At 56.5% G+C, this 18457-nt stretch carries 18 protein-coding genes; 14 read left to right on the top strand and 4 right to left on the bottom strand.

All coding sequences use genetic code 11. The features are described from left to right. Positions 1–31: 31 nt before the first annotated feature. Genes gyrB through dnaA form a run of 4 tightly spaced genes read right to left on the bottom strand, consistent with a single transcriptional unit; the run spans position 32 to position 6239 of the window. On the bottom strand, positions 32–2449 hold the full coding sequence (gyrB, locus tag AB4P97_RS24160; RefSeq protein WP_042561927.1) for a DNA topoisomerase (ATP-hydrolyzing) subunit B: 2418 nt from the start codon (positions 2447–2449) through the stop codon (positions 32–34). A 5-nt stretch (positions 2450–2454) separates the two neighbouring features. Continuing rightward, a complete protein-coding gene (recF, locus tag AB4P97_RS24155) occupies positions 2455–3558 on the bottom strand; it encodes a DNA replication/repair protein RecF (RefSeq protein ID WP_042556903.1) in 1104 nt (367 codons plus the stop codon). Positions 3559–3572: 14 nt separating this feature from the next. Continuing rightward, complete coding sequence (gene dnaN, locus AB4P97_RS24150; protein WP_042556902.1) at positions 3573–4676, bottom strand: DNA polymerase III subunit beta; 1104 nt, start codon at positions 4674–4676, stop codon at positions 3573–3575. A gap of 39 nt (positions 4677–4715) precedes the next feature. Continuing rightward, complete coding sequence (gene dnaA / locus AB4P97_RS24145; RefSeq protein ID WP_042556901.1) at positions 4716–6239, bottom strand: chromosomal replication initiator protein DnaA; 1524 nt, start codon at positions 6237–6239, stop codon at positions 4716–4718. A gap of 566 nt (positions 6240–6805) precedes the next feature. Between dnaA and rpmH the strand changes: the two genes are divergently transcribed. From rpmH to AB4P97_RS24075, 14 genes are all read left to right on the top strand, one after another. After that, positions 6806–6940, top strand: a complete 135-nt coding sequence (gene rpmH, locus AB4P97_RS24140; protein WP_003213577.1) for a 50S ribosomal protein L34 — start codon at positions 6806–6808, stop codon at positions 6938–6940. 16 nt (positions 6941–6956) lie between these two features. Next, a complete protein-coding gene (rnpA, locus tag AB4P97_RS24135) occupies positions 6957–7358 on the top strand; it encodes a ribonuclease P protein component (protein ID WP_042556900.1) in 402 nt (133 codons plus the stop codon). After that, positions 7351–7596 (top strand): membrane protein insertion efficiency factor YidD, encoded by a 246-nt coding sequence (gene yidD, locus AB4P97_RS24130; RefSeq protein ID WP_010465488.1) that lies wholly within the window; start codon positions 7351–7353, stop codon positions 7594–7596. Before rnpA ends, yidD begins: the two co-directional genes overlap by 8 nt. Before the next feature lie 2 nt (positions 7597–7598). Continuing rightward, positions 7599–9281: a membrane protein insertase YidC gene (gene yidC / locus AB4P97_RS24125; RefSeq protein WP_042556899.1), complete on the top strand. Its 1683-nt coding sequence runs from the start codon at positions 7599–7601 to the stop codon at positions 9279–9281. A gap of 81 nt (positions 9282–9362) precedes the next feature. Then, positions 9363–10733 carry a tRNA uridine-5-carboxymethylaminomethyl(34) synthesis GTPase MnmE gene (gene mnmE, locus AB4P97_RS24120; RefSeq protein WP_261735451.1) on the top strand — a complete coding sequence of 457 codons (1371 nt, stop codon included), beginning with the start codon at positions 9363–9365 and terminating at the stop codon, positions 10731–10733. Positions 10734–11287: 554 nt separating this feature from the next. Next, positions 11288–13186, top strand: coding sequence for a tRNA uridine-5-carboxymethylaminomethyl(34) synthesis enzyme MnmG (mnmG, locus tag AB4P97_RS24115; protein WP_042556897.1), 1899 nt, complete (start codon positions 11288–11290; stop codon positions 13184–13186). After that, entirely contained in the window at positions 13183–13827 is a 645-nt protein-coding gene (gene rsmG, locus AB4P97_RS24110; protein ID WP_042556896.1) for a 16S rRNA (guanine(527)-N(7))-methyltransferase RsmG, read from the top strand. Before mnmG ends, rsmG begins: the two co-directional genes overlap by 4 nt. Positions 13828–13845: 18 nt before the next feature. Then, on the top strand, positions 13846–14643 hold the full coding sequence (locus AB4P97_RS24105) for a ParA family protein (protein WP_007911909.1): 798 nt from the start codon (positions 13846–13848) through the stop codon (positions 14641–14643). A 9-nt stretch (positions 14644–14652) separates the two neighbouring features. After that, complete coding sequence (locus tag AB4P97_RS24100; protein WP_047303468.1) at positions 14653–15525, top strand: ParB/RepB/Spo0J family partition protein; 873 nt, start codon at positions 14653–14655, stop codon at positions 15523–15525. Positions 15526–15673: 148 nt separating this feature from the next. Beyond that, positions 15674–16081: a F0F1 ATP synthase subunit I gene (locus tag AB4P97_RS24095; RefSeq protein WP_008084411.1), complete on the top strand. Its 408-nt coding sequence runs from the start codon at positions 15674–15676 to the stop codon at positions 16079–16081. A gap of 16 nt (positions 16082–16097) precedes the next feature. Then, the gene (gene atpB / locus AB4P97_RS24090) at positions 16098–16967 is read left to right on the top strand and encodes a F0F1 ATP synthase subunit A (protein ID WP_042556894.1); all 870 of its coding nucleotides are present in this window, start codon (positions 16098–16100) and stop codon (positions 16965–16967) included. Between the two features lie 133 nt (positions 16968–17100). Beyond that, a complete protein-coding gene (gene atpE / locus AB4P97_RS24085; RefSeq protein ID WP_003097235.1) occupies positions 17101–17358 on the top strand; it encodes a F0F1 ATP synthase subunit C in 258 nt (85 codons plus the stop codon). Positions 17359–17417: 59 nt separating this feature from the next. Further along, positions 17418–17888: a F0F1 ATP synthase subunit B gene (locus AB4P97_RS24080; protein WP_016772403.1), complete on the top strand. Its 471-nt coding sequence runs from the start codon at positions 17418–17420 to the stop codon at positions 17886–17888. 12 nt (positions 17889–17900) lie between these two features. After that, positions 17901–18437, top strand: coding sequence for a F0F1 ATP synthase subunit delta (locus tag AB4P97_RS24075; protein ID WP_042556893.1), 537 nt, complete (start codon positions 17901–17903; stop codon positions 18435–18437). The last annotated feature ends 20 nt before the right edge of the window (positions 18438–18457 follow it).

Raw genomic sequence — 18457 nt, 5'->3', positions numbered from 1 at the left:
TGCGTTGGCCTTTTTTTGGTGCTGACCGGGATCAGAAATCCAGGTTGGATACTGCCAGCGCATTGCTCTCGATGAACTCACGGCGTGGTTCGACCGCATCACCCATCAGGGTGTTGAAGATCTGGTCCGCGCCAATGGCGTCTTCGATAGTGACCTTCAGCATGCGACGCGAGCTTGGGTCCATGGTGGTTTCCCACAGCTGATCCGGGTTCATTTCGCCCAGACCTTTGTATCGCTGGATGGTGTGGCGCTTGGTGCTTTCGGCCATCAGCCAGTCCAGAGCTTCCTTGAACTCGGTGACCGCTTTCTTGCGTTCGCCGCGCTGGATGTACGCGCCTTCGTCGAGCAGGGTACTCAGTTGAGCGCCGAGAGTGACGACAGTTTTGTAGTCGTTACTGCCGAAGAAGTCGCGGTTGAACGTCACGTAGTTCGACAGGCCGTGGGAGATCAATTCGACCTCCGGCAGCCACACGCCACGTTCACGATCTTCACGCAGGCTGGCCTTGTAGACCAGACCGGACTTCTCGACAGTACGCAGACGGACTTCGTACTGGGCCAGCCAGTCTTGCATCGCAGCGTGGTCGCCGAGCTTTTCAAGGCTGACGGCCGGCAGATAGATGAAGTGCTCGGTCAGCTCCTGTGGGTACAGGCGCGACAGACGCTTGAGGGTCTTCATCACCATGCGGAAGTCATTCACCAGACGTTCCAGCGCCGGGCCGGAAATGCCTGGTGCTTCTTCGTTCAAGTGCAGGCTCGCATCTTCCAGGGCCGACTGCGTCATGTACTCTTCCATGGCGTCGTCGTCTTTGATGTATTGCTCCTGCTTGCCTTTCTTGACCTTGTACAGCGGCGGCTGAGCGATGTAGATGTAGCCACGCTCAATCAGCTCCGGCAACTGACGGAAGAAGAAGGTCAGCAGCAGCGTACGGATGTGCGAACCGTCGACGTCAGCATCGGTCATGATGATGATGTTGTGATAGCGCAACTTGTCGATGTTGTACTCGTCGCGACCGATGCCGCAGCCAAGCGCGGTGATCAAGGTGCCCACTTCCTGGGAAGAGATCATCTTGTCAAAGCGCGCCTTCTCGACGTTGAGGATCTTACCCTTCAACGGCAGGATGGCCTGGGTCCTGCGGTTACGCCCCTGCTTGGCAGAGCCGCCCGCGGAGTCACCTTCCACGAGGTACAGTTCGGACAGCGCCGGGTCTTTTTCCTGGCAGTCGGCCAGTTTGCCCGGCAGGCCGGCGATGTCCAGCGCGCCTTTGCGGCGGGTCATCTCGCGGGCCTTGCGCGCGGCTTCACGGGCACGTGCTGCATCGATCATCTTGCCGACAACGAGCTTGGCTTCGTTCGGGTTTTCCAGCAGGAAGTCGGAGAAGTACTTACCCATTTCCTGTTCGACGGCGGTCTTCACTTCGGAAGAAACCAGCTTGTCTTTGGTCTGGGAGCTGAACTTCGGATCCGGCACTTTCACCGAAATGATCGCGGTCAGGCCTTCACGCGCATCGTCACCCGTGGTGGCGACTTTGTGCTTCTTCGCCAGGCCTTCAGCTTCGATGTAGGTGTTCAGGTTACGCGTCAGTGCGGAACGGAAGCCCACCAGGTGAGTGCCGCCGTCGCGCTGCGGAATGTTGTTGGTGAAACACAACAGGTTCTCGTTGAAGCTGTCGTTCCACTGCAAGGCGATTTCCACGCCGATGCCGTCTTCACGCTGGATGTTGAAGTGGAACACCTGGTTGACCGGAGTCTTGTTGGTGTTCAGGTATTCAACGAACGCACGCAGGCCACCTTCGTATTTGAACAGCTCTTCCTTGCCGCTGCGCTCGTCTTTAAGGACGATACCGACACCGGAGTTGAGGAAGGACAGTTCACGAATGCGCTTGGCCAGGATGTCCCAGCTGAAGTGAATGTTCTTGAAGGTTTCATCGGAAGGGCGGAAGTGAATCTGCGTACCCGTAGTCTCGCTGTCGCCAACGATTTTCATCGGCTCTTGCGGAACGCCGTGCACGTAAGTCTGTTCCCAGATCTTGCCGCTACGGCGCACGGTCAGAATCAGCTCTTCGGACAGTGCGTTCACCACGGAAACACCTACACCGTGCAGACCACCGGATACCTTGTAGGAGTTGTCGTCGAACTTACCGCCAGCGTGGAGGACGGTCATGATGACCTCGGCGGCGGAAACACCTTCCTCTTTGTGCACGTCTACCGGGATGCCACGGCCGTTATCGCGAACGGTGATGGACTCATCCGGGTGGATGATGATGCTGATGTCATCGCAATGGCCGGCGAGGGCCTCGTCGATCGAGTTGTCGACCACTTCGAACACCATGTGGTGCAGACCGCTGCCATCGTCGGTGTCACCAATGTACATACCGGGACGTTTGCGTACGGCATCCAGGCCTTTCAGCACTTTAATGCTCGTTGAGTCGTACGTATTTTCTTCGCTCAATGCCTTCACTCCCGATGGTCGTGGGTCTGGGTGATACGGCCCTGTTCCACGTGGAACAAAGCGACTGGCGTTTCCGTCTGCCAGCCTTCCCTCAATAATTCGTGATCTACACAGGTAATGAAAACCTGGCAGCGTAAGTCTTCCAACAAGCGGCACAGCGCACGACGGTGGTTCTCGTCCAGCTCGGACGGCAAGTCATCCACCAGATAAATACACTGACCGCGACGGGCCTGGCTCACCAGATGCCCTTGGGCAATCCGCAATGCACAGACCACTAGCTTCTGCTGACCCCGGGACAAGATGTCCGCGGCGTTGTGTGCGCCCAATCTAAGACGCAAATCAGCTCGTTGTGGCCCAGCCTGGGTATGGCCCACCTGCTGATCCCGTTGCAGGGATCCAGCAAGTACGGCACTCAATTCCCGGTCTTTGTCCCAACCTCGGTAATAGCTGAGCGTCAAACCTTCGAGCTCAACCAGTTCGCTCAAGGTTTGTTCAAAGACTGGTTTCAAGGCTTTGATGTAAGCGCGGCGGTATTCATCGATTTCAGCGCTGGCCTGGCACAGTTCCCTGTCCCAAACCGCTTGTGAAACGGCGTCAAGTGTACCATGCCGCAGCCAAGAGTTTCTCTGGCGCAGGGCCTTCTGCAAGCGCTGCCAAGTGGCCATGAACCGAGGCTCGACGTGGAACACGCCCCAATCGAGAAACTGTCGGCGAATCTTCGGCGCACCTTCCAACAAGCGGAAGCTGTCCGGGTTGATCAGCTGCAGCGGAAGGATTTCCGCGAGTTGCGCCGCGCTACGGGCATTCTGGCCGTCGATGCGAATCTGGAACTCGCCCTGACGGTCGCGTGAAATTCCCAAAGCGCTGTGGCCACCCTCGGCCAGTTCGACCTGCCCAAACACCGTGCAGGCGAGTTGCTCGTACTGGATGACTGGTAATAGCCGCGTGCTGCGAAACGAACGGGCAAGCCCCAGCAGGTGAATGGCTTCCAGAACACTGGTTTTGCCGCTGCCGTTGGCGCCGTAAAGGATGTTGATGCGAGGGGAGGGAGAGAAGGTCACCGGGTGCAGATTACGCACCGCGGTGACCGAAACACGACTTAAGGACATCCAGGATCAGCTGTTTACAGGCGCATCGGCATGACAACGTAAGCCGAATCGTCGTTGTCAGACTCTTGCACCAGCGCACTGCTGTTGGAGTCGGACAGAATCAGACGAACCTGCTCGGTGGTCATCACGCCCAGCACATCGAGCAAATAGCTCACGTTGAAGCCGATCTCCAGAGAGCCGCCGTTGTATTCAACGCCCACTTCCTCTTCCGCTTCTTCCTGCTCCGGGTTGTTGGCCTGGATCTTCAACTGACCACTGGCCAGTTGCAGACGGATACCGCGGTATTTCTCGTTGGACAGAATCGCGGTACGGCTGAAGGCTTCACGCAGTGCCTGACGATCGCCAAGCACCAGCTTGTCGCCGCCCTTCGGCAGAACGCGCTCGTAGTCGGGGAACTTGCCGTCGACCAGTTTCGAGGTGAAGGTGAATTCACCCGTGGTGGCGCGAATGTGATGCTGACCCAAGACGATGCTGACAATGCCGTCCGGCTCGGTGAGCAGACGCGCCAGTTCAAGAATGCCTTTACGCGGCACGATCACCTGATGACGATCCGGCTGACCGATATCGGCCTTCATCGAGCACATCGCCAGACGGTGACCATCGGTGGCCACTGCGCGAATGATGCCTTCCGAGACTTCCAGCAGCATACCGTTGAGGTAGTAGCGCACGTCCTGTTGGGCCATGGCGAAGCTGGTGCGTTCGATCAAACGACGCAGTCTGCTCTGCTCCAGGCTGCAGGTCAGCGAGCCCGGGCCTTCTTCCACAGTCGGGAAATCATTGGCGGGCAGGGTCGACAGGGTGAAGCGGCTACGACCGGCCTTCACCACCAGCTTCTGCTCGTCGACCTTGATATCGATCAGCGCATCGTTGGGCAGGCTCTTGCAGATATCCATCAGTTTGCGCGCAGGCACGGTGATGGAACCTGTTTCAGCCGGCTCTTCGAGTTGCACACGACCAACCAGCTCGACTTCCAGGTCGGTACCGGTCAGCGACAATTGCTGGCCTTCGACAACCAGCAGCACGTTAGAGAGTACCGGCAAGGTCTGTCGGCGCTCAACGACGCCTGCGACCAGTTGCAGGGGTTTCAACAGGGCTTCGCGTTGAATGGTGAAATGCATGGTCTAGTCCCTTGCCTTAATAAGCTGCGCTGGTGTTCATCAAGTGGTCAGTGTACGCAGCAGGTTCTTGTAGTCCTCGCGGATGTCCGCGTCGGATTCCTTAAGTTCGTTGATCTTGCGGCAGGCGTGCAAAACAGTCGTGTGGTCGCGGCCGCCAAACACATCACCGATTTCCGGCAGGCTGTGGTTGGTCAGTTCTTTGGACAGCGCCATGGCGACCTGACGCGGACGTGCCACCGAGCGCGAACGGCGCTTGGACAGCAGATCGGAAATCTTGATCTTGTAGTACTCGGCGACGGTACGCTGAATGTTATCCACAGAGACCAGTTTGTCTTGCAACGCCAACAGGTCTTTCAGGGATTCGCGAATCAGCTCGATGGTGATGTCGCGGCCCATGAAGTGCGAATGGGCAATCACGCGTTTCAGCGCGCCTTCCAGCTCACGGACGTTGGAGCGAATGCGCTGGGCAATGAAGAACGCTGCATCGTGTGGCAAGTCGACTTTGGCCTGGTCGGCCTTCTTCATCAGGATTGCTACGCGGGTTTCCAGTTCCGGCGGCTCGACGGCAACGGTCAGGCCCCAGCCAAAACGGGATTTCAGGCGTTCTTCAAGGCCTTCGATTTCTTTCGGGTAGCGGTCACTGGTGAGAATGACCTGCTGGCCACCTTCAAGCAGGGCATTGAAGGTGTGGAAAAACTCTTCCTGGGAACGTTCCTTGCGGGCGAAGAACTGAATATCGTCGATCAGCAAGGCATCCACCGAACGGTAGAAGCGCTTGAACTCGTTGATGGCGTTCAGTTGCAGCGCCTTGACCATGTCGGCCACGAAACGCTCGGAATGCAGGTACACGACCTTGGCATTCGGGTTCTTCTTTAATAGATGGTTACCCACCGCGTGCATCAAGTGAGTTTTACCCAGGCCAACGCCACCATATAGGAAGAGTGGGTTGTAGCCATGCTTTGGGTTGTCCGCCACTTGCCAGGCCGCCGCGCGGGCGAGTTGGTTGGACTTACCTTCGACGAAGTTTTCGAAGGTGAACGTGCGGTTCAGGTAACTGGTGTGCTTGAGCGCACCTTCGACCTGCACAGTGCGCTGTTCGGCGCGAACCGGAGCCTGCTGCGACGCGGCACCGGCCATCGGGTCGAAGCTGTCGCGAGAAGGCTCTTCGCTGACTTCCACAGTTTTCTGCGTCGAACGTTTGGCCTGAGTTGGCGCTGCGGCCGGCGCCTGCTGGCTTGCCGGTGCGTTGTTGGCATGGGCCAAAGACGCTTGCGCGGCGGCTAACGGGGCATTCGGGGCCGCACGCGGTGCCGAGCTACGTTTGCTGCCTATTAATAAGGAAAGCGCCGGCGCCATACCGTTGCCGTGCTCATCCAGCAGTTCGAGGACGCGCCCAAGGTACTTTTCGTTGACCCAGTCCAGTACAAAACGGTTCGGTGCGTAGACGCGCAACTCGTCGCCTTCGGCTTCGACCTGTAGTGGACGGATCCAGGTGTTGAATTGTTGGGCAGGCAGCTCCTCGCGCAAAAGCTCCACGCACTGCTGCCAAAGTTCCACTGACACGGATATCCCCTAAGTTGAAAGCCGGTGAGGCAAAAACAAGCGGCCATTGTAGCGGCGAGCTGTCCACTTATCCACATGCAGGTTGTTCCCCGTCCATGATTTATCAATGCGTTAAACGGAAAAAAGGCGACCAACGGTGTGTGAATAAGCTCTGTGGATAACCGCCTCTAAGGGCATTGGACAAGTGGGGGCTAAACTCGGTGGATAACCTGCCTGTGGATAACAGCCAATTCCACACACAGGTTATCCGACAGTGCAGCACAGGCTGACCACGGTTTTCCACTGTAGTTGTCATTCTCTGTACATCAGGTTAAACATGGCCTCAAGGCAGTTATCCACAGAAGATCGTGGCCCTAGCTTTTATAAGCTTTACAGAAAAGCTTTAAATAATTCCCTTCTTTATTTTTATGTATGGCGAACAGGGTTTCAGCCAAAGAAGGTCCTGAGATCTATTTATAAGGAAACGTTGGTTGGAAATTGACCTGAAGCCTTGCTTTCTCTAGAATCCCCGGTCTCTTAAAACGGGGGCCATTCCGGCCCGTTGTGGACGAACCAGGTAACACGACATGAAACGTACTTTCCAACCAAGCACCATCAAACGCGCTCGTACCCACGGTTTCCGTGCTCGCATGGCTACCAAGAACGGTCGCGCAGTCCTGTCGCGTCGCCGCGCCAAAGGTCGTGCGCGTCTGGCAGTTTGATAATCCGGTACTGGAGGTGAGTCAGGACTTCAGTCGGGAAAAGCGTCTGCTTACCCCCCGGCATTTCAAGGCAGTCTTTGACTCCCCTACCGGCAAGGTTCCGGGGAAAAATCTCCTGCTCCTTGCGCGCAACAACGATCTTGATCACCCCCGTCTCGGGCTGGTTATCGGGAAAAAGAGCGTAAAGCTCTCCGTTGAGCGCAATCGCCTCAAACGTCTGATGCGCGAATCGTTCCGTCTGCACCAGGATTCACTGGTCGGCTGGGACATTGTTATCGTCGCGCGCAAAGGTTTGGGTGATGTAGAAAACCCCGAATTGATTCAGCATTTCGGCAAACTCTGGAAGCGTCTGGCCCGTAACAATCCAGTTCCAGCAGTCAAAACCGAAACTGTAGGGGTAGACAGTCCAGATGCGTAAACTGGCCCTCGTTCCGATCCAGTTTTATCGCTATGCCATTAGTCCTTTGATGGCCAGCCACTGTCGTTTCTACCCCAGTTGTTCCTGCTACGCGTATGAAGCCATTGAAAATCATGGCCTTCTGCGCGGTGGCTGGCTGACCTTTCGTCGTTTAGGTCGCTGTCATCCGTGGAATCCCGGTGGTTATGACCCGGTTCCACCTATCCCTACCTCCCGTTCTTCTTCGATGGCCGAGTAATCATGGATATCAAACGCACGATCCTGATCGTCGCCCTGGCAATCGTGTCCTACGTTATGGTTCTTAAATGGAACCAGGACTATGGCCAGGCTGCCCTGCCGACTCAGAATGTTGCTGCCAGTACGACTACATCCGGTTTGCCGGACACCGCCACTGGCAATAATGCTGCCGCCAGTGACGATATTCCGCGCTCCGCTAGCGATACCAGCGCACCTGCTGAAATTCCGGTGGCTGCCAGCAAGGATCTGATCCAGATTAAAACCGACGTGCTCGATCTTGCGATCGATCCACAAGGTGGCGACGTTGCTCAACTGACCTTGCCTCTGTATCCACGTCGTCAGGATCGTCCAGATGTTCCGTTCCAGCTGTTCGACAACGGCGGCGAACGTATTTATCTGGCGCAAAGCGGTCTGATCGGCACCAATGGCCCGGACGCAAATCCGGCTGGTCGCCCTCTTTACTCCGCCGAGAAGAAGACTTATCAACTGGCTGACGGTCAGGACCAACTGGTCGTTGATTTGAAGTTCAGCAAGGACGGCGTCAATTACATCAAGCGTTTCACTGTGAAACGCGGCCTGTATGACGTAACCGTTTCCTACATTGTGGATAACCAGAGCGCTCAGCCCTGGAATGGCGCAATGTTTGCCCAGTTGAAGCGCGACGACAGCGGCGATCCTTCGTCCACAACTGCTACCGGCACCGCGACTTACCTGGGCGCTGCCCTGTGGACAAGTTCGGAGCCGTACAAGAAAGTGTCCATGAAGGACATGGACAAGGCGCAACTCAAGGAAACCGTCACCGGTGGTTGGGTAGCCTGGCTGCAACACTACTTCGTGACCGCATGGATTCCGGCCAAGGGCGAAAACAACATCGTCCAGACCCGTAAAGACAGCAAAGGCAACTACATCATCGGTTACACCGGTCCAACAATGACCGCTGCACCAGGTGCCAAAGTTGAAACCAGTGCTGTTCTGTACGCCGGTCCGAAAAGCCAAGCCGTGCTGAAAGAGTTGTCCCCAGGTCTGGAACTGACTGTCGACTACGGCATCCTGTGGTTCATTGCCCAGCCGATTTTCTGGCTGTTGCAACACATCCACGCGATTGTGGGTAACTGGGGCTGGTCGATCATCTTCCTGACCATGCTGATCAAGGGTATTTTCTTCCCTCTGTCGGCTGCCAGCTACAAATCGATGGCGCGCATGCGTGCCGTAGCGCCGAAACTGGCCGCATTGAAAGAGCAGCATGGCGATGACCGGCAGAAAATGTCGCAAGCCATGATGGAGCTGTACAAGAAAGAGAAGATCAATCCGCTGGGTGGCTGCTTGCCAATCCTCGTGCAGATGCCGGTTTTCCTTTCGCTGTACTGGGTTCTGCTCGAAAGCGTGGAAATGCGCCAAGCGCCATTCATGCTGTGGATCACTGACCTGTCGATCAAGGATCCGTTCTTCATTCTGCCGATCATCATGGGCGCAACCATGTTCATCCAGCAGCAGTTGAACCCGACTCCTCCGGATCCGATGCAGGCGAAGGTCATGAAAATGATGCCAATCATCTTCACCTTCTTCTTCCTGTGGTTCCCGGCTGGTCTGGTGCTGTACTGGGTAGTGAACAACTGCCTGTCCATTGCACAACAGTGGTACATCACGCGTAAGATCGAAGCGGCGGCGAAAAAAGCCGAGGCGTAACTTGCTCTGTGGATAACACCACTCAAAACGCCCCCTAGTGGGGCGTTTTGCTATCTGCCACTTTTGTCTGGATTACGGTTTATGAGCGCACCTCGTGAAACCATCGCAGCTGTCGCCACCGCTCAAGGTCGCGGTGGTGTGGGCATTGTTCGAATTTCCGGTCCACTGGCCAGTGTTGCGGCCAAAGCTATCGCCGGCCGCGAACTGAAACCGCGGTACGCCCATTACGGCCCGTTTTACAGTGACGACCAACAGGTGCTCGACGAAGGTCTGGCGCTTTATTTCCCGGGGCCGAACTCATTCACTGGCGAAGATGTGCTGGAATTGCAGGGCCACGGCGGCCCGATCGTTCTGGACATGTTGCTCAAGCGTTGCCTGGAACTGGGTTGCCGTTTGGCTCGCCCAGGTGAATTCAGCGAACGCGCGTTTCTCAACGACAAACTCGACCTGGCCCAGGCCGAGGCGATTGCCGACCTGATCGAGGCCAGTTCTGCACAGGCGGCGCGTAATGCCCTGCGCTCGTTGCAAGGCGCATTCTCCCAGCGTGTGCATAACCTCACTGAACAGCTGATAGGCCTGCGTATCTACGTCGAGGCCGCCATCGACTTCCCGGAAGAAGAAATCGACTTCCTCGCCGATGGCCACGTATTGAGCATGCTCGACAAAGTGCGCGACGAATTATCCACAGTACTGCGCGAAGCCGGCCAGGGTGCCTTGCTTCGTGATGGTATGACCGTGGTGATTGCCGGCCGTCCAAATGCCGGCAAGTCCAGTCTGCTGAATGCCTTGGCCGGCCGCGAGGCAGCGATCGTGACCGAGATTGCCGGTACCACTCGGGATATCCTGCGTGAACATATCCACATCGACGGTATGCCGCTGCACGTTGTGGATACCGCAGGTCTGCGCGATACCGACGATCAGGTGGAAAAAATCGGTGTCGAGCGCGCATTGAAAGCCATTTCTGAAGCGGATCGGGTGCTGTTGGTCGTAGACGCGTCGGCGCCTGAAGCGTTGGACCCGTTCGCCTTGTGGCCGGAATTTCTCGAGATCCGCCCGGACCCGGCGAAAGTCACTCTGATCCGTAATAAAGCAGATCTGACGGGCGAAGCAATTGCTCTGGAAACAAGCGACGACGGTCATGTGACCATCAGTCTGAGTGCCAAATCTGCAGGTGAAGGCCTGGAGTTGCTGCGCGAACATCTCAAGGCCTGCATGGGCTACGAGCAAACCTCGGAAAGCAGCTTCAGCGCCCGTCGCCGGCATCTGGAGGCCTTGCGCCACGCAAGCGCGGCGCTGGAACACGGTCGAGCCCAACTGACACTGGCGGGGGCTGGTGAGTTGCTGGCTGAAGATTTGCGCCAGGCCCAGCACTCTCTGGGTGAAATTACCGGTGCATTCAGCTCCGATGATCTGCTCGGACGAATCTTTTCCAGCTTCTGCATCGGTAAATAATCCCTCCTGCTGTTCACAGGCGGGCCCGTTCGCGGCCCGTCTGTTTCCCTCATCATTGAATTGATTCCAGAAATGCCGGGCAGATTTATGCGCCCAGGGCGACTTTCGCCTGCGCGCGAGTGGTTCATTCGTCAATTTTCTGTGGTTTAAGCCCTGTGAATAACTGCCACTGAGATCAGTTGATAACAGGGCCTGAAAACTGGATATAACTCGCTCTGTGGATAACCACCCCTTTCATCCACAGGCTTAAACCGGTTATCCAAGTCGCTCATGGCCACATGGCCACAGGGTTTTGAATCTCTGTACACTTTGAAAAATAAGGCCTGTAGAGATCTATCCACAGAAATCATGCCCAGTAAGAATAAGCATTAAAACAAAGGTTTTATAAATTTCTTTCTTTTTTATTCTTTTAAGCTCGAGTTCTCCACAGCTGGTTAATTTTTGTGCAGAGGGTTCTTTAGGAAGGGCGAAGTCCCTATACTTGTCGACCGGGTTCAGAAACCTGATCTCAAACTATTCCTGAATTACCTACTTAAGCAGGCACGAGGTGCGTGGTGGATTTCCCTTCCCGTTTTGAAGTGATCGTCATCGGCGGCGGTCATGCCGGTACCGAGGCAGCACTGGCGTCAGCACGTATGGGGGCAAAAACCCTGTTGCTGACGCATAACGTGGAAACCCTCGGCGCCATGAGCTGTAACCCCGCCATCGGTGGCATTGGCAAAAGCCATCTGGTCAAGGAAATCGACGCCCTTGGCGGCGCGATGGCCATGGCTACCGATAAGGGCGGCATCCAGTTTCGCGTGTTGAACAGCCGCAAAGGCCCGGCCGTACGGGCAACTCGTGCGCAAGCCGACCGGGTTTTGTATAAAGCCGCTGTCCGCGAAATTCTGGAAAACCAGCCCAACCTGTGGATATTTCAACAAGCTGCCGATGACCTGATCGTTGAACAGGAACAGGTACGCGGTGTTGTCACACAAATGGGTCTGCGTTTCTTCGCCGACTCCGTGGTATTGACCACCGGTACGTTCCTCGGTGGACTTATCCACATCGGTTTGCAGAATTTCTCCGGCGGTCGTGCCGGTGATCCGCCATCGATTGCTCTGGCACATCGTCTGCGTGAAATGCCGCTGCGTGTGGGTCGATTGAAAACCGGCACGCCGCCGCGTATCGATGGCCGATCTGTGGATTTCTCGGTGATGGCCGAACAACCGGGCGATACGCCGATCCCGGTGATGTCGTTCATGGGCAACAAGGAACAGCATCCGCGGCAAGTCAGTTGCTGGATTACCCACACCAACGCTCGTACTCACGAAATCATTGCCGCCAACCTCGACCGTTCGCCGATGTATTCCGCTGCCGGCGAGATCGAAGGCATCGGCCCGCGTTACTGCCCGTCGATTGAAGACAAGATTCACCGCTTTGCCGACAAGGAAAGCCATCAGGTGTTCATCGAACCGGAAGGTTTGACCACCCATGAGCTGTATCCGAACGGGATATCCACAAGCTTGCCGTTCGACGTGCAATTGCAAATCGTGCAATCGATTCGCGGCATGGAAAACGCGCACATCGTGCGTCCCGGTTATGCGATTGAGTACGACTACTTCGATCCGCGTGACCTGAAGTACAGCCTGGAAACCAAAGTCATCGGCGGTCTGTTCTTCGCCGGGCAGATCAACGGCACCACCGGTTACGAAGAAGCCGGTGCCCAGGGTTTGTTGGCCGGGGCCAACGCAGCACTGCGTGCGAAGGGCAAAGAAGCCTGGTGCCCGCGCCGCGATGAAGCGTATATCGGGGTTCTGGTCGATGACCTGATCACACTGGGTACCCAAGAGCCGTACCGCATGTTCACTTCCCGTGCCGAGTACCGTCTGATCCTGCGCGAGGACAACGCCGACCTGCGCCTGACTGAAAAAGGTCGCGAGCTGGGTCTGGTCGATGACGCGCGTTGGGCGGCTTTCTGCAAGAAACGCGAAAGCATCGAACTCGAAGAGCAGCGCCTGAAAAGCACCTGGGTACGCCCGGGCACGCAACAGGGCGATGCCATTGCGGAAAAATTCGGTACTCCGCTGACTCACGAATACAACTTGCTCAACCTCTTGAGTCGTCCGGAAATCGACTACGCTGGTCTGGTCGAAGTGACCGGGCACGGCGCCGAAGATCCACAGGTCGCCGAACAGGTCGAGATCAAGACCAAATACGCCGGTTACATTGATCGTCAACAGGATGAAATCGCCCGTCTGCGCGCCAGTGAAGACACGAAACTGCCTGTGGATATCGATTACACCAACATTTCCGGTCTCTCCAAGGAGATCCAGAGCAAGCTCGGCGCGACTCGTCCAGAGACGCTGGGTCAGGCTTCACGGATCCCGGGCGTGACCCCGGCAGCGATTTCGCTGTTGATGATTCATTTGAAAAAACGCGGCGCGGGCCGTCAGTTGGAGCAAAGCGCTTGAGTTCTAAGGTCACTTCGCAACACGCCGAAGAGTTATCCACAGGAGCCCGCGAGCTCGGGATCAATCTCACTGAAACCCAGCACGAATTGCTGTTGGGTTATCTGGCCTTGTTGATCAAATGGAACCAGGCCTACAACCTCACGGCTGTGCGCGATCCGGACGAAATGGTTTCGCGTCACTTGCTCGATAGTCTGAGCGTGATGTCGTTCATCGAAAACGGCCGCTGGCTCGACGTCGGCAGTGGTGGCGGTATGCCGGGGATCCCTTTGGCGATCCTGTATCCGGACTCGCAAGTGACCTGCCTGGACAGCAACGGCAAGAAAACCCGCTTCCTGACTCAGGTCAAACTCGAACTCAAACTGGATAACCTGCAAGTTATCCACAGTCGCGTCGAAGCCTTTCAACCTGCTCAGCCTTTCAACGGGATCATTTCCCGGGCGTTCAGCAGCATGGAAAACTTCAGCAACTGGACTCGCCATCTCGGCGATGCCGATACACGCTGGCTGGCAATGAAGGGCGTTCATCCGGCCGATGAGCTGGTAGCATTGCCGGCAGACTTCAAACTCGATAGCGAACACGCCTTGGCCGTACCCGGTTGCCAAGGCCAACGCCATCTGCTGATACTGCGCCGCACGGCATGATTGGGAACACAAGCAAGAATGGCTAAGGTATTCGCGATAGCGAACCAAAAGGGTGGTGTGGGCAAGACCACCACCTGCATCAACCTCGCAGCATCCCTGGTCGCGACCAAGCGCCGGGTGCTGTTGATCGATCTCGATCCACAGGGCAACGCCACCATGGGTAGCGGTGTGGATAAACACGGTCTGGAAAACTCGGTCTATGACTTGCTGATCGGTGAATGCGATCTGGCTCAGGCCATGCACTATTCCGAGCACGGCGGTTATCAACTGCTGCCGGCCAACCGCGACCTGACAGCCGCTGAAGTGGTTCTGCTGGAAATGCAGATGAAGGAGAGCCGCCTGCGCAGCGCGTTGGCGCCGATCCGGGAAAATTACGATTACATTTTGATCGACTGCCCACCGTCGCTGTCGATGCTCACTCTCAACGCACTGGTAGCCGCTGACGGGGTGATTATCCCCATGCAGTGCGAGTACTTTGCGCTCGAAGGTTTGAGCGACCTTGTGGATAACATCAAGCGTATCGCCGAACTGCTGAACCCGAACCTGAAAGTCGAAGGTTTGTTGCGCACCATGTACGACCCGCGCCTGAGCCTGATGAACGATGTCTCGGCGCAGCTCAAGGAACACTTTGGCGAGCAACTGTACGACACGGTCATTCCGCGCAATATCCGTCTCGCCGAAGCTCCGAGCTACGGCATGCCGGCTCTGGCGTACGACAAGCAATCGCGCGGCGCACTGGCCTACCTGGCCCTGGCAGGCGAGATGGTTCGTCGTCAGCGCAAAAATTCACGCATTGCCGCCGCTCAGGCAACTTAAGGAATCCCCATGGCCGTCAAGAAACGAGGTCTCGGACGTGGACTGGATGCACTGCTGAGTGGTCCGACTGTCAGCTCGCTGGAAGAACAAGCCGCACAAGCTGACACGCGTGAGCTGCAACACCTGCCGCTGGACTTGCTCCAGCGGGGCAAATACCAGCCTCGCCGCGACATGGACCCGCAGGCGCTGGAAGAACTGGCGCAGTCGATCAAGGCGCAAGGCGTGATGCAACCGATCGTTGTTCGACCGATTGGTGATGGGCGCTTTGAAATTATCGCGGGTGAGCGTCGCTGGCGCGCGAGCCAGCAGGCCGGTCAGGAAACCATCCCGGCGATGGTCCGCGATGTGCCGGATGAGACCGCGATCGCTATCGCCCTGATCGAGAACATCCAGCGCGAAGACCTCAACCCGATTGAGGAGGCGGTCGCGCTGCAGCGCTTGCAGCAGGAATTCCAGCTGACTCAGCAACAAGTTGCCGAGGCTGTGGGTAAGTCACGCGTGACTGTGGCTAACCTGTTACGGCTTATTGCGTTGCCGGAAGTCATCAAGACCATGCTGTCTCACGGCGACCTGGAAATGGGTCATGCCCGTGCTTTGCTCGGTCTGCCGGACAATCAACAGGTAGAAGGGGCGCGACATGTTGTCGCACGAGGCCTCACCGTGCGCCAGACTGAAGCACTGGTTCGCCAGTGGTTGAGTGGCAAACCGGAGCCTGTGGAAGCGACGAAACCCGACCCCGATATCGCTCGTCTCGAACAGCGTCTGGCCGAGCGCCTAGGCTCTGCGGTGCAGATTCGCCACGGGAAGAAGGGAAAAGGCCAGTTGGTGATCGGTTACAACTCGCTCGATGAGCTTCAAGGTGTGCTCGCTCACATCCGCTGAAACATTTCCTCATGTAGCGGGCAGTCGGAAATCACTACCTGACAGTTGAATAGGGGCAGAACCGCCCCTATACTCTGCGCGCATTTTGTCGGCACAAATTATGCCAAGTTATTGAATTCTGGCAGCCGACCATTGGAGAGCAAATGTGATGGAAACCCGCAAGCCAAACCGCCTGCCGTTCCATCGCCTGGCGGTTTTTCCGGTGTTAATGGCTCAATTTGTCATTTTGCTCATTGCCGCTTTGGCGCTCTGGCAATGGCACGGAGTCGTTGCCGGATACTCGGGACTTTGCGGAGGCCTGATAGCCTTGCTGCCCAATGTATATTTCGCTCACAAGGCATTTCGGTTTTCCGGCGCCCGAGCAGCCCAGTCCATCGTCCGGTCATTTTATGCCGGCGAGGCAGGCAAACTGATTTTGACGGCAGTGCTCTTTGCACTGGTGTTTGCAGGTGTGAAGCCGCTGGCGCCGATAGCAGTATTCGGCGTGTTCGTGCTGACTCAGTCGGTCAGCTGGTTCGCTCCCCTGCTGATGAGAACAAGACTTTCGAGACCTTAGGGCGTTTGAGGCAACCATGGCAGAAACAACCGCTTCGGGCTATATCCAGCACCACTTGCAGAACCTGACCTTCGGTCAGCTACCCAACGGCGGCTGGGGCTTTGCCCACACCGCAGCAGAAGCCAAAGAAATGGGCTTCTGGGCTTTCCACGTCGATACTCTCGGCTGGTCGGTTGCGCTGGGTCTGATCTTCGTTCTTCTTTTCCGCATGGCGGCAAAGAAGGCGACTTCGGGTCAGCCAGGTGCTTTGCAGAACTTCGTTGAAGTATTGGTCGAATTCGTCGATGGCAGCGTGAAAGACAGCTTCCATGGCCGTAGCCCGGTGATTGCACCGCTGGCACTGACCATCTTCGTCTGGGTGTTCCTGATGAACGCCGTCGACCTGATACCGGTCGACTGGATTCCTCAGTTGGCCATCCTGATCTCCGGTGACCCTCATATCCCGTTCCGCGCCGTGTCGACTACCGACCCGAACGCGACTCTGGGCATGGCGTTGTCGGTTTTCGCACTGATCATTTTCTATAGCATCAAGGTCAAGGGCATCGGCGGCTTCATCGGCGAACTGACCCTGCACCCGTTCGGCAGCAAGAACATCTTCGTTCAAGCCCTGCTGATCCCGGTGAACTTCCTGCTGGAATTCGTGACCCTGATCGCTAAACCGATCTCTCTGGCTCTGCGTCTGTTCGGCAACATGTATGCCGGCGAGCTGGTGTTCATTCTGATCGCTGTGATGTTCGGCAGCGGTCTGCTCTGGCTGAGCGGCCTGGGCGTTGTTCTGCAGTGGGCGTGGGCTGTGTTCCACATCCTGATCATCACGCTGCAGGCGTTCATCTTCATGATGCTGACCATCGTCTACCTGTCGATGGCGCACGAAGAAAACCATTAAGACCAGTCTCGACTAGTCTGATGTCCTTCCCGGTCAAACGGGAAGGGGCTCTTCACAGGGCACCTGAAACGATTTGTTTTACCGCTTTAATCTAAAAAACCTAAACCATACGACGTAAAAGTCGGGAGGAAAGATGGAAACTGTAGTTGGTCTAACCGCTATCGCTGTTGCACTGTTGATCGGCCTGGGCGCACTGGGTACCGCAATTGGTTTCGGCCTGCTGGGCGGCAAGTTCCTGGAAGGCGCAGCGCGTCAGCCAGAAATGGTTCCAATGCTGCAAGTTAAGATGTTCATCGTTGCCGGTCTGCTCGACGCCGTAACCATGATCGGTGTTGGTATCGCTCTGTTCTTCACCTTTGCGAACCCGTTCGTTGGTCAGATCGCTGGCTAATTACCCGGATTCTTCCGAGTAATTTGATGTGATGGACAACGTAACTGCGAGGTGTTGGCGTGAACATTAATGCGACCCTGATTGGCCAGTCCGTTGCGTTCCTGATTTTTGTACTGTTCTGCATGAAGTATGTTTGGCCTCCGGTCATTGCTGCTCTGCACGAACGTCAAAAGAAGATCGCTGATGGTCTGGACGCTGCCAGCCGTGCAGCTCGCGACCTGGAGTTGGCCCAAGAAAAAGCGGGTCAGCAACTGCGCGAAGCGAAGGCTCAAGCAGCTGAAATCATCGAGCAAGCCAAGAAACGCGGTAACCAGATTGTCGAAGAGGCCGTTGAAAAGGCCCGTATCGACGCTGACCGTGTGAAGGTTCAGGCTCAAGCCGAGATCGAACAGGAACTGAACAGTGTCAAAGACAAGCTGCGCGCCCAAGTGGGTTTGCTGGCTGTCGGCGGCGCCGAGAAGATCCTGGGTGCCACAATCGATCAAAACGCGCACGCAGAGCTGGTTAACCAACTGGCTGCTGAAATCTAAGCGAGGGCGATCATGGCAGAACTGACCACGTTGGCCCGACCTTACGCTAAGGCGGCCTTCGAGCACGCTCAGGCCCACCAGCAACTGGCCAATTGGTCAGCCATGCTCGGCCTGGCTGCAGCGGTGTCGCAAGACGACACCATGCAGCGCGTGCTCAAGGCCCCGCGACTGACGAGCGCAGAAAAGGCCGCCACGTTTATTGACGTGTGCGGCGACAAGTTTGATGTGAAGGCACAGAACTTCATCAATGTCGTTGCCGAAAACGACCGTCTCCCGCTTCTGCCGGAGATAGCCGCTCTTTTCGACCTGTACAAGGCCGAGCAAGAGAAGTCGGTAGACGTTGAAGTGACCAGTGCTTTTGCATTGAACCAAGAACAGCAAGACAAACTCGCCAAGGTTCTCAGTGCACGACTCAACCGGGAAGTGCGCCTGCAAGTCGAGGAAGATAAAGCCCTTATTGGGGGTGTTGTCATCCGCGCCGGCGACCTGGTTATCGATGGCTCGATTCGCGGCAAAATCGCGAAACTTGCCGAAGCATTGAAATCTTGAGTTTGAAGGGGCAGCAGAGC

Origin of the sequence: Pseudomonas sp. A1230, from assembly GCF_044218825.1 — a bacterium.
Classification (GTDB): Bacteria; Pseudomonadota; Gammaproteobacteria; order Pseudomonadales; family Pseudomonadaceae; genus Aquipseudomonas; species Aquipseudomonas iridis.
The sequence above is the reverse complement of the archived record's forward strand: the minus strand, read 5'-3'. Positions and strand labels throughout refer to the sequence as shown.

Coding starts and splice junctions, on each gene's coding strand:
- recF (WP_042556903.1), bottom strand. CDS start 3,558: ATGTCCTTAAGTCGTGTTTCGGTCACCGCGGTGCGTAATCTGCACCCG.
- dnaN (WP_042556902.1), bottom strand. CDS start 4,676: ATGCATTTCACCATTCAACGCGAAGCCCTGTTGAAACCCCTGCAACTG.
- rpmH (WP_003213577.1), top strand. CDS start 6,806: ATGAAACGTACTTTCCAACCAAGCACCATCAAACGCGCTCGTACCCAC.
- yidD (WP_010465488.1), top strand. CDS start 7,351: ATGCGTAAACTGGCCCTCGTTCCGATCCAGTTTTATCGCTATGCCATT.
- yidC (WP_042556899.1), top strand. CDS start 7,599: ATGGATATCAAACGCACGATCCTGATCGTCGCCCTGGCAATCGTGTCC.
- mnmE (WP_261735451.1), top strand. CDS start 9,363: ATGAGCGCACCTCGTGAAACCATCGCAGCTGTCGCCACCGCTCAAGGT.
- AB4P97_RS24105 (WP_007911909.1), top strand. CDS start 13,846: ATGGCTAAGGTATTCGCGATAGCGAACCAAAAGGGTGGTGTGGGCAAG.
- AB4P97_RS24100 (WP_047303468.1), top strand. CDS start 14,653: ATGGCCGTCAAGAAACGAGGTCTCGGACGTGGACTGGATGCACTGCTG.
- AB4P97_RS24095 (WP_008084411.1), top strand. CDS start 15,674: ATGGAAACCCGCAAGCCAAACCGCCTGCCGTTCCATCGCCTGGCGGTT.
- atpB (WP_042556894.1), top strand. CDS start 16,098: ATGGCAGAAACAACCGCTTCGGGCTATATCCAGCACCACTTGCAGAAC.
- atpE (WP_003097235.1), top strand. CDS start 17,101: ATGGAAACTGTAGTTGGTCTAACCGCTATCGCTGTTGCACTGTTGATC.
- AB4P97_RS24075 (WP_042556893.1), top strand. CDS start 17,901: ATGGCAGAACTGACCACGTTGGCCCGACCTTACGCTAAGGCGGCCTTC.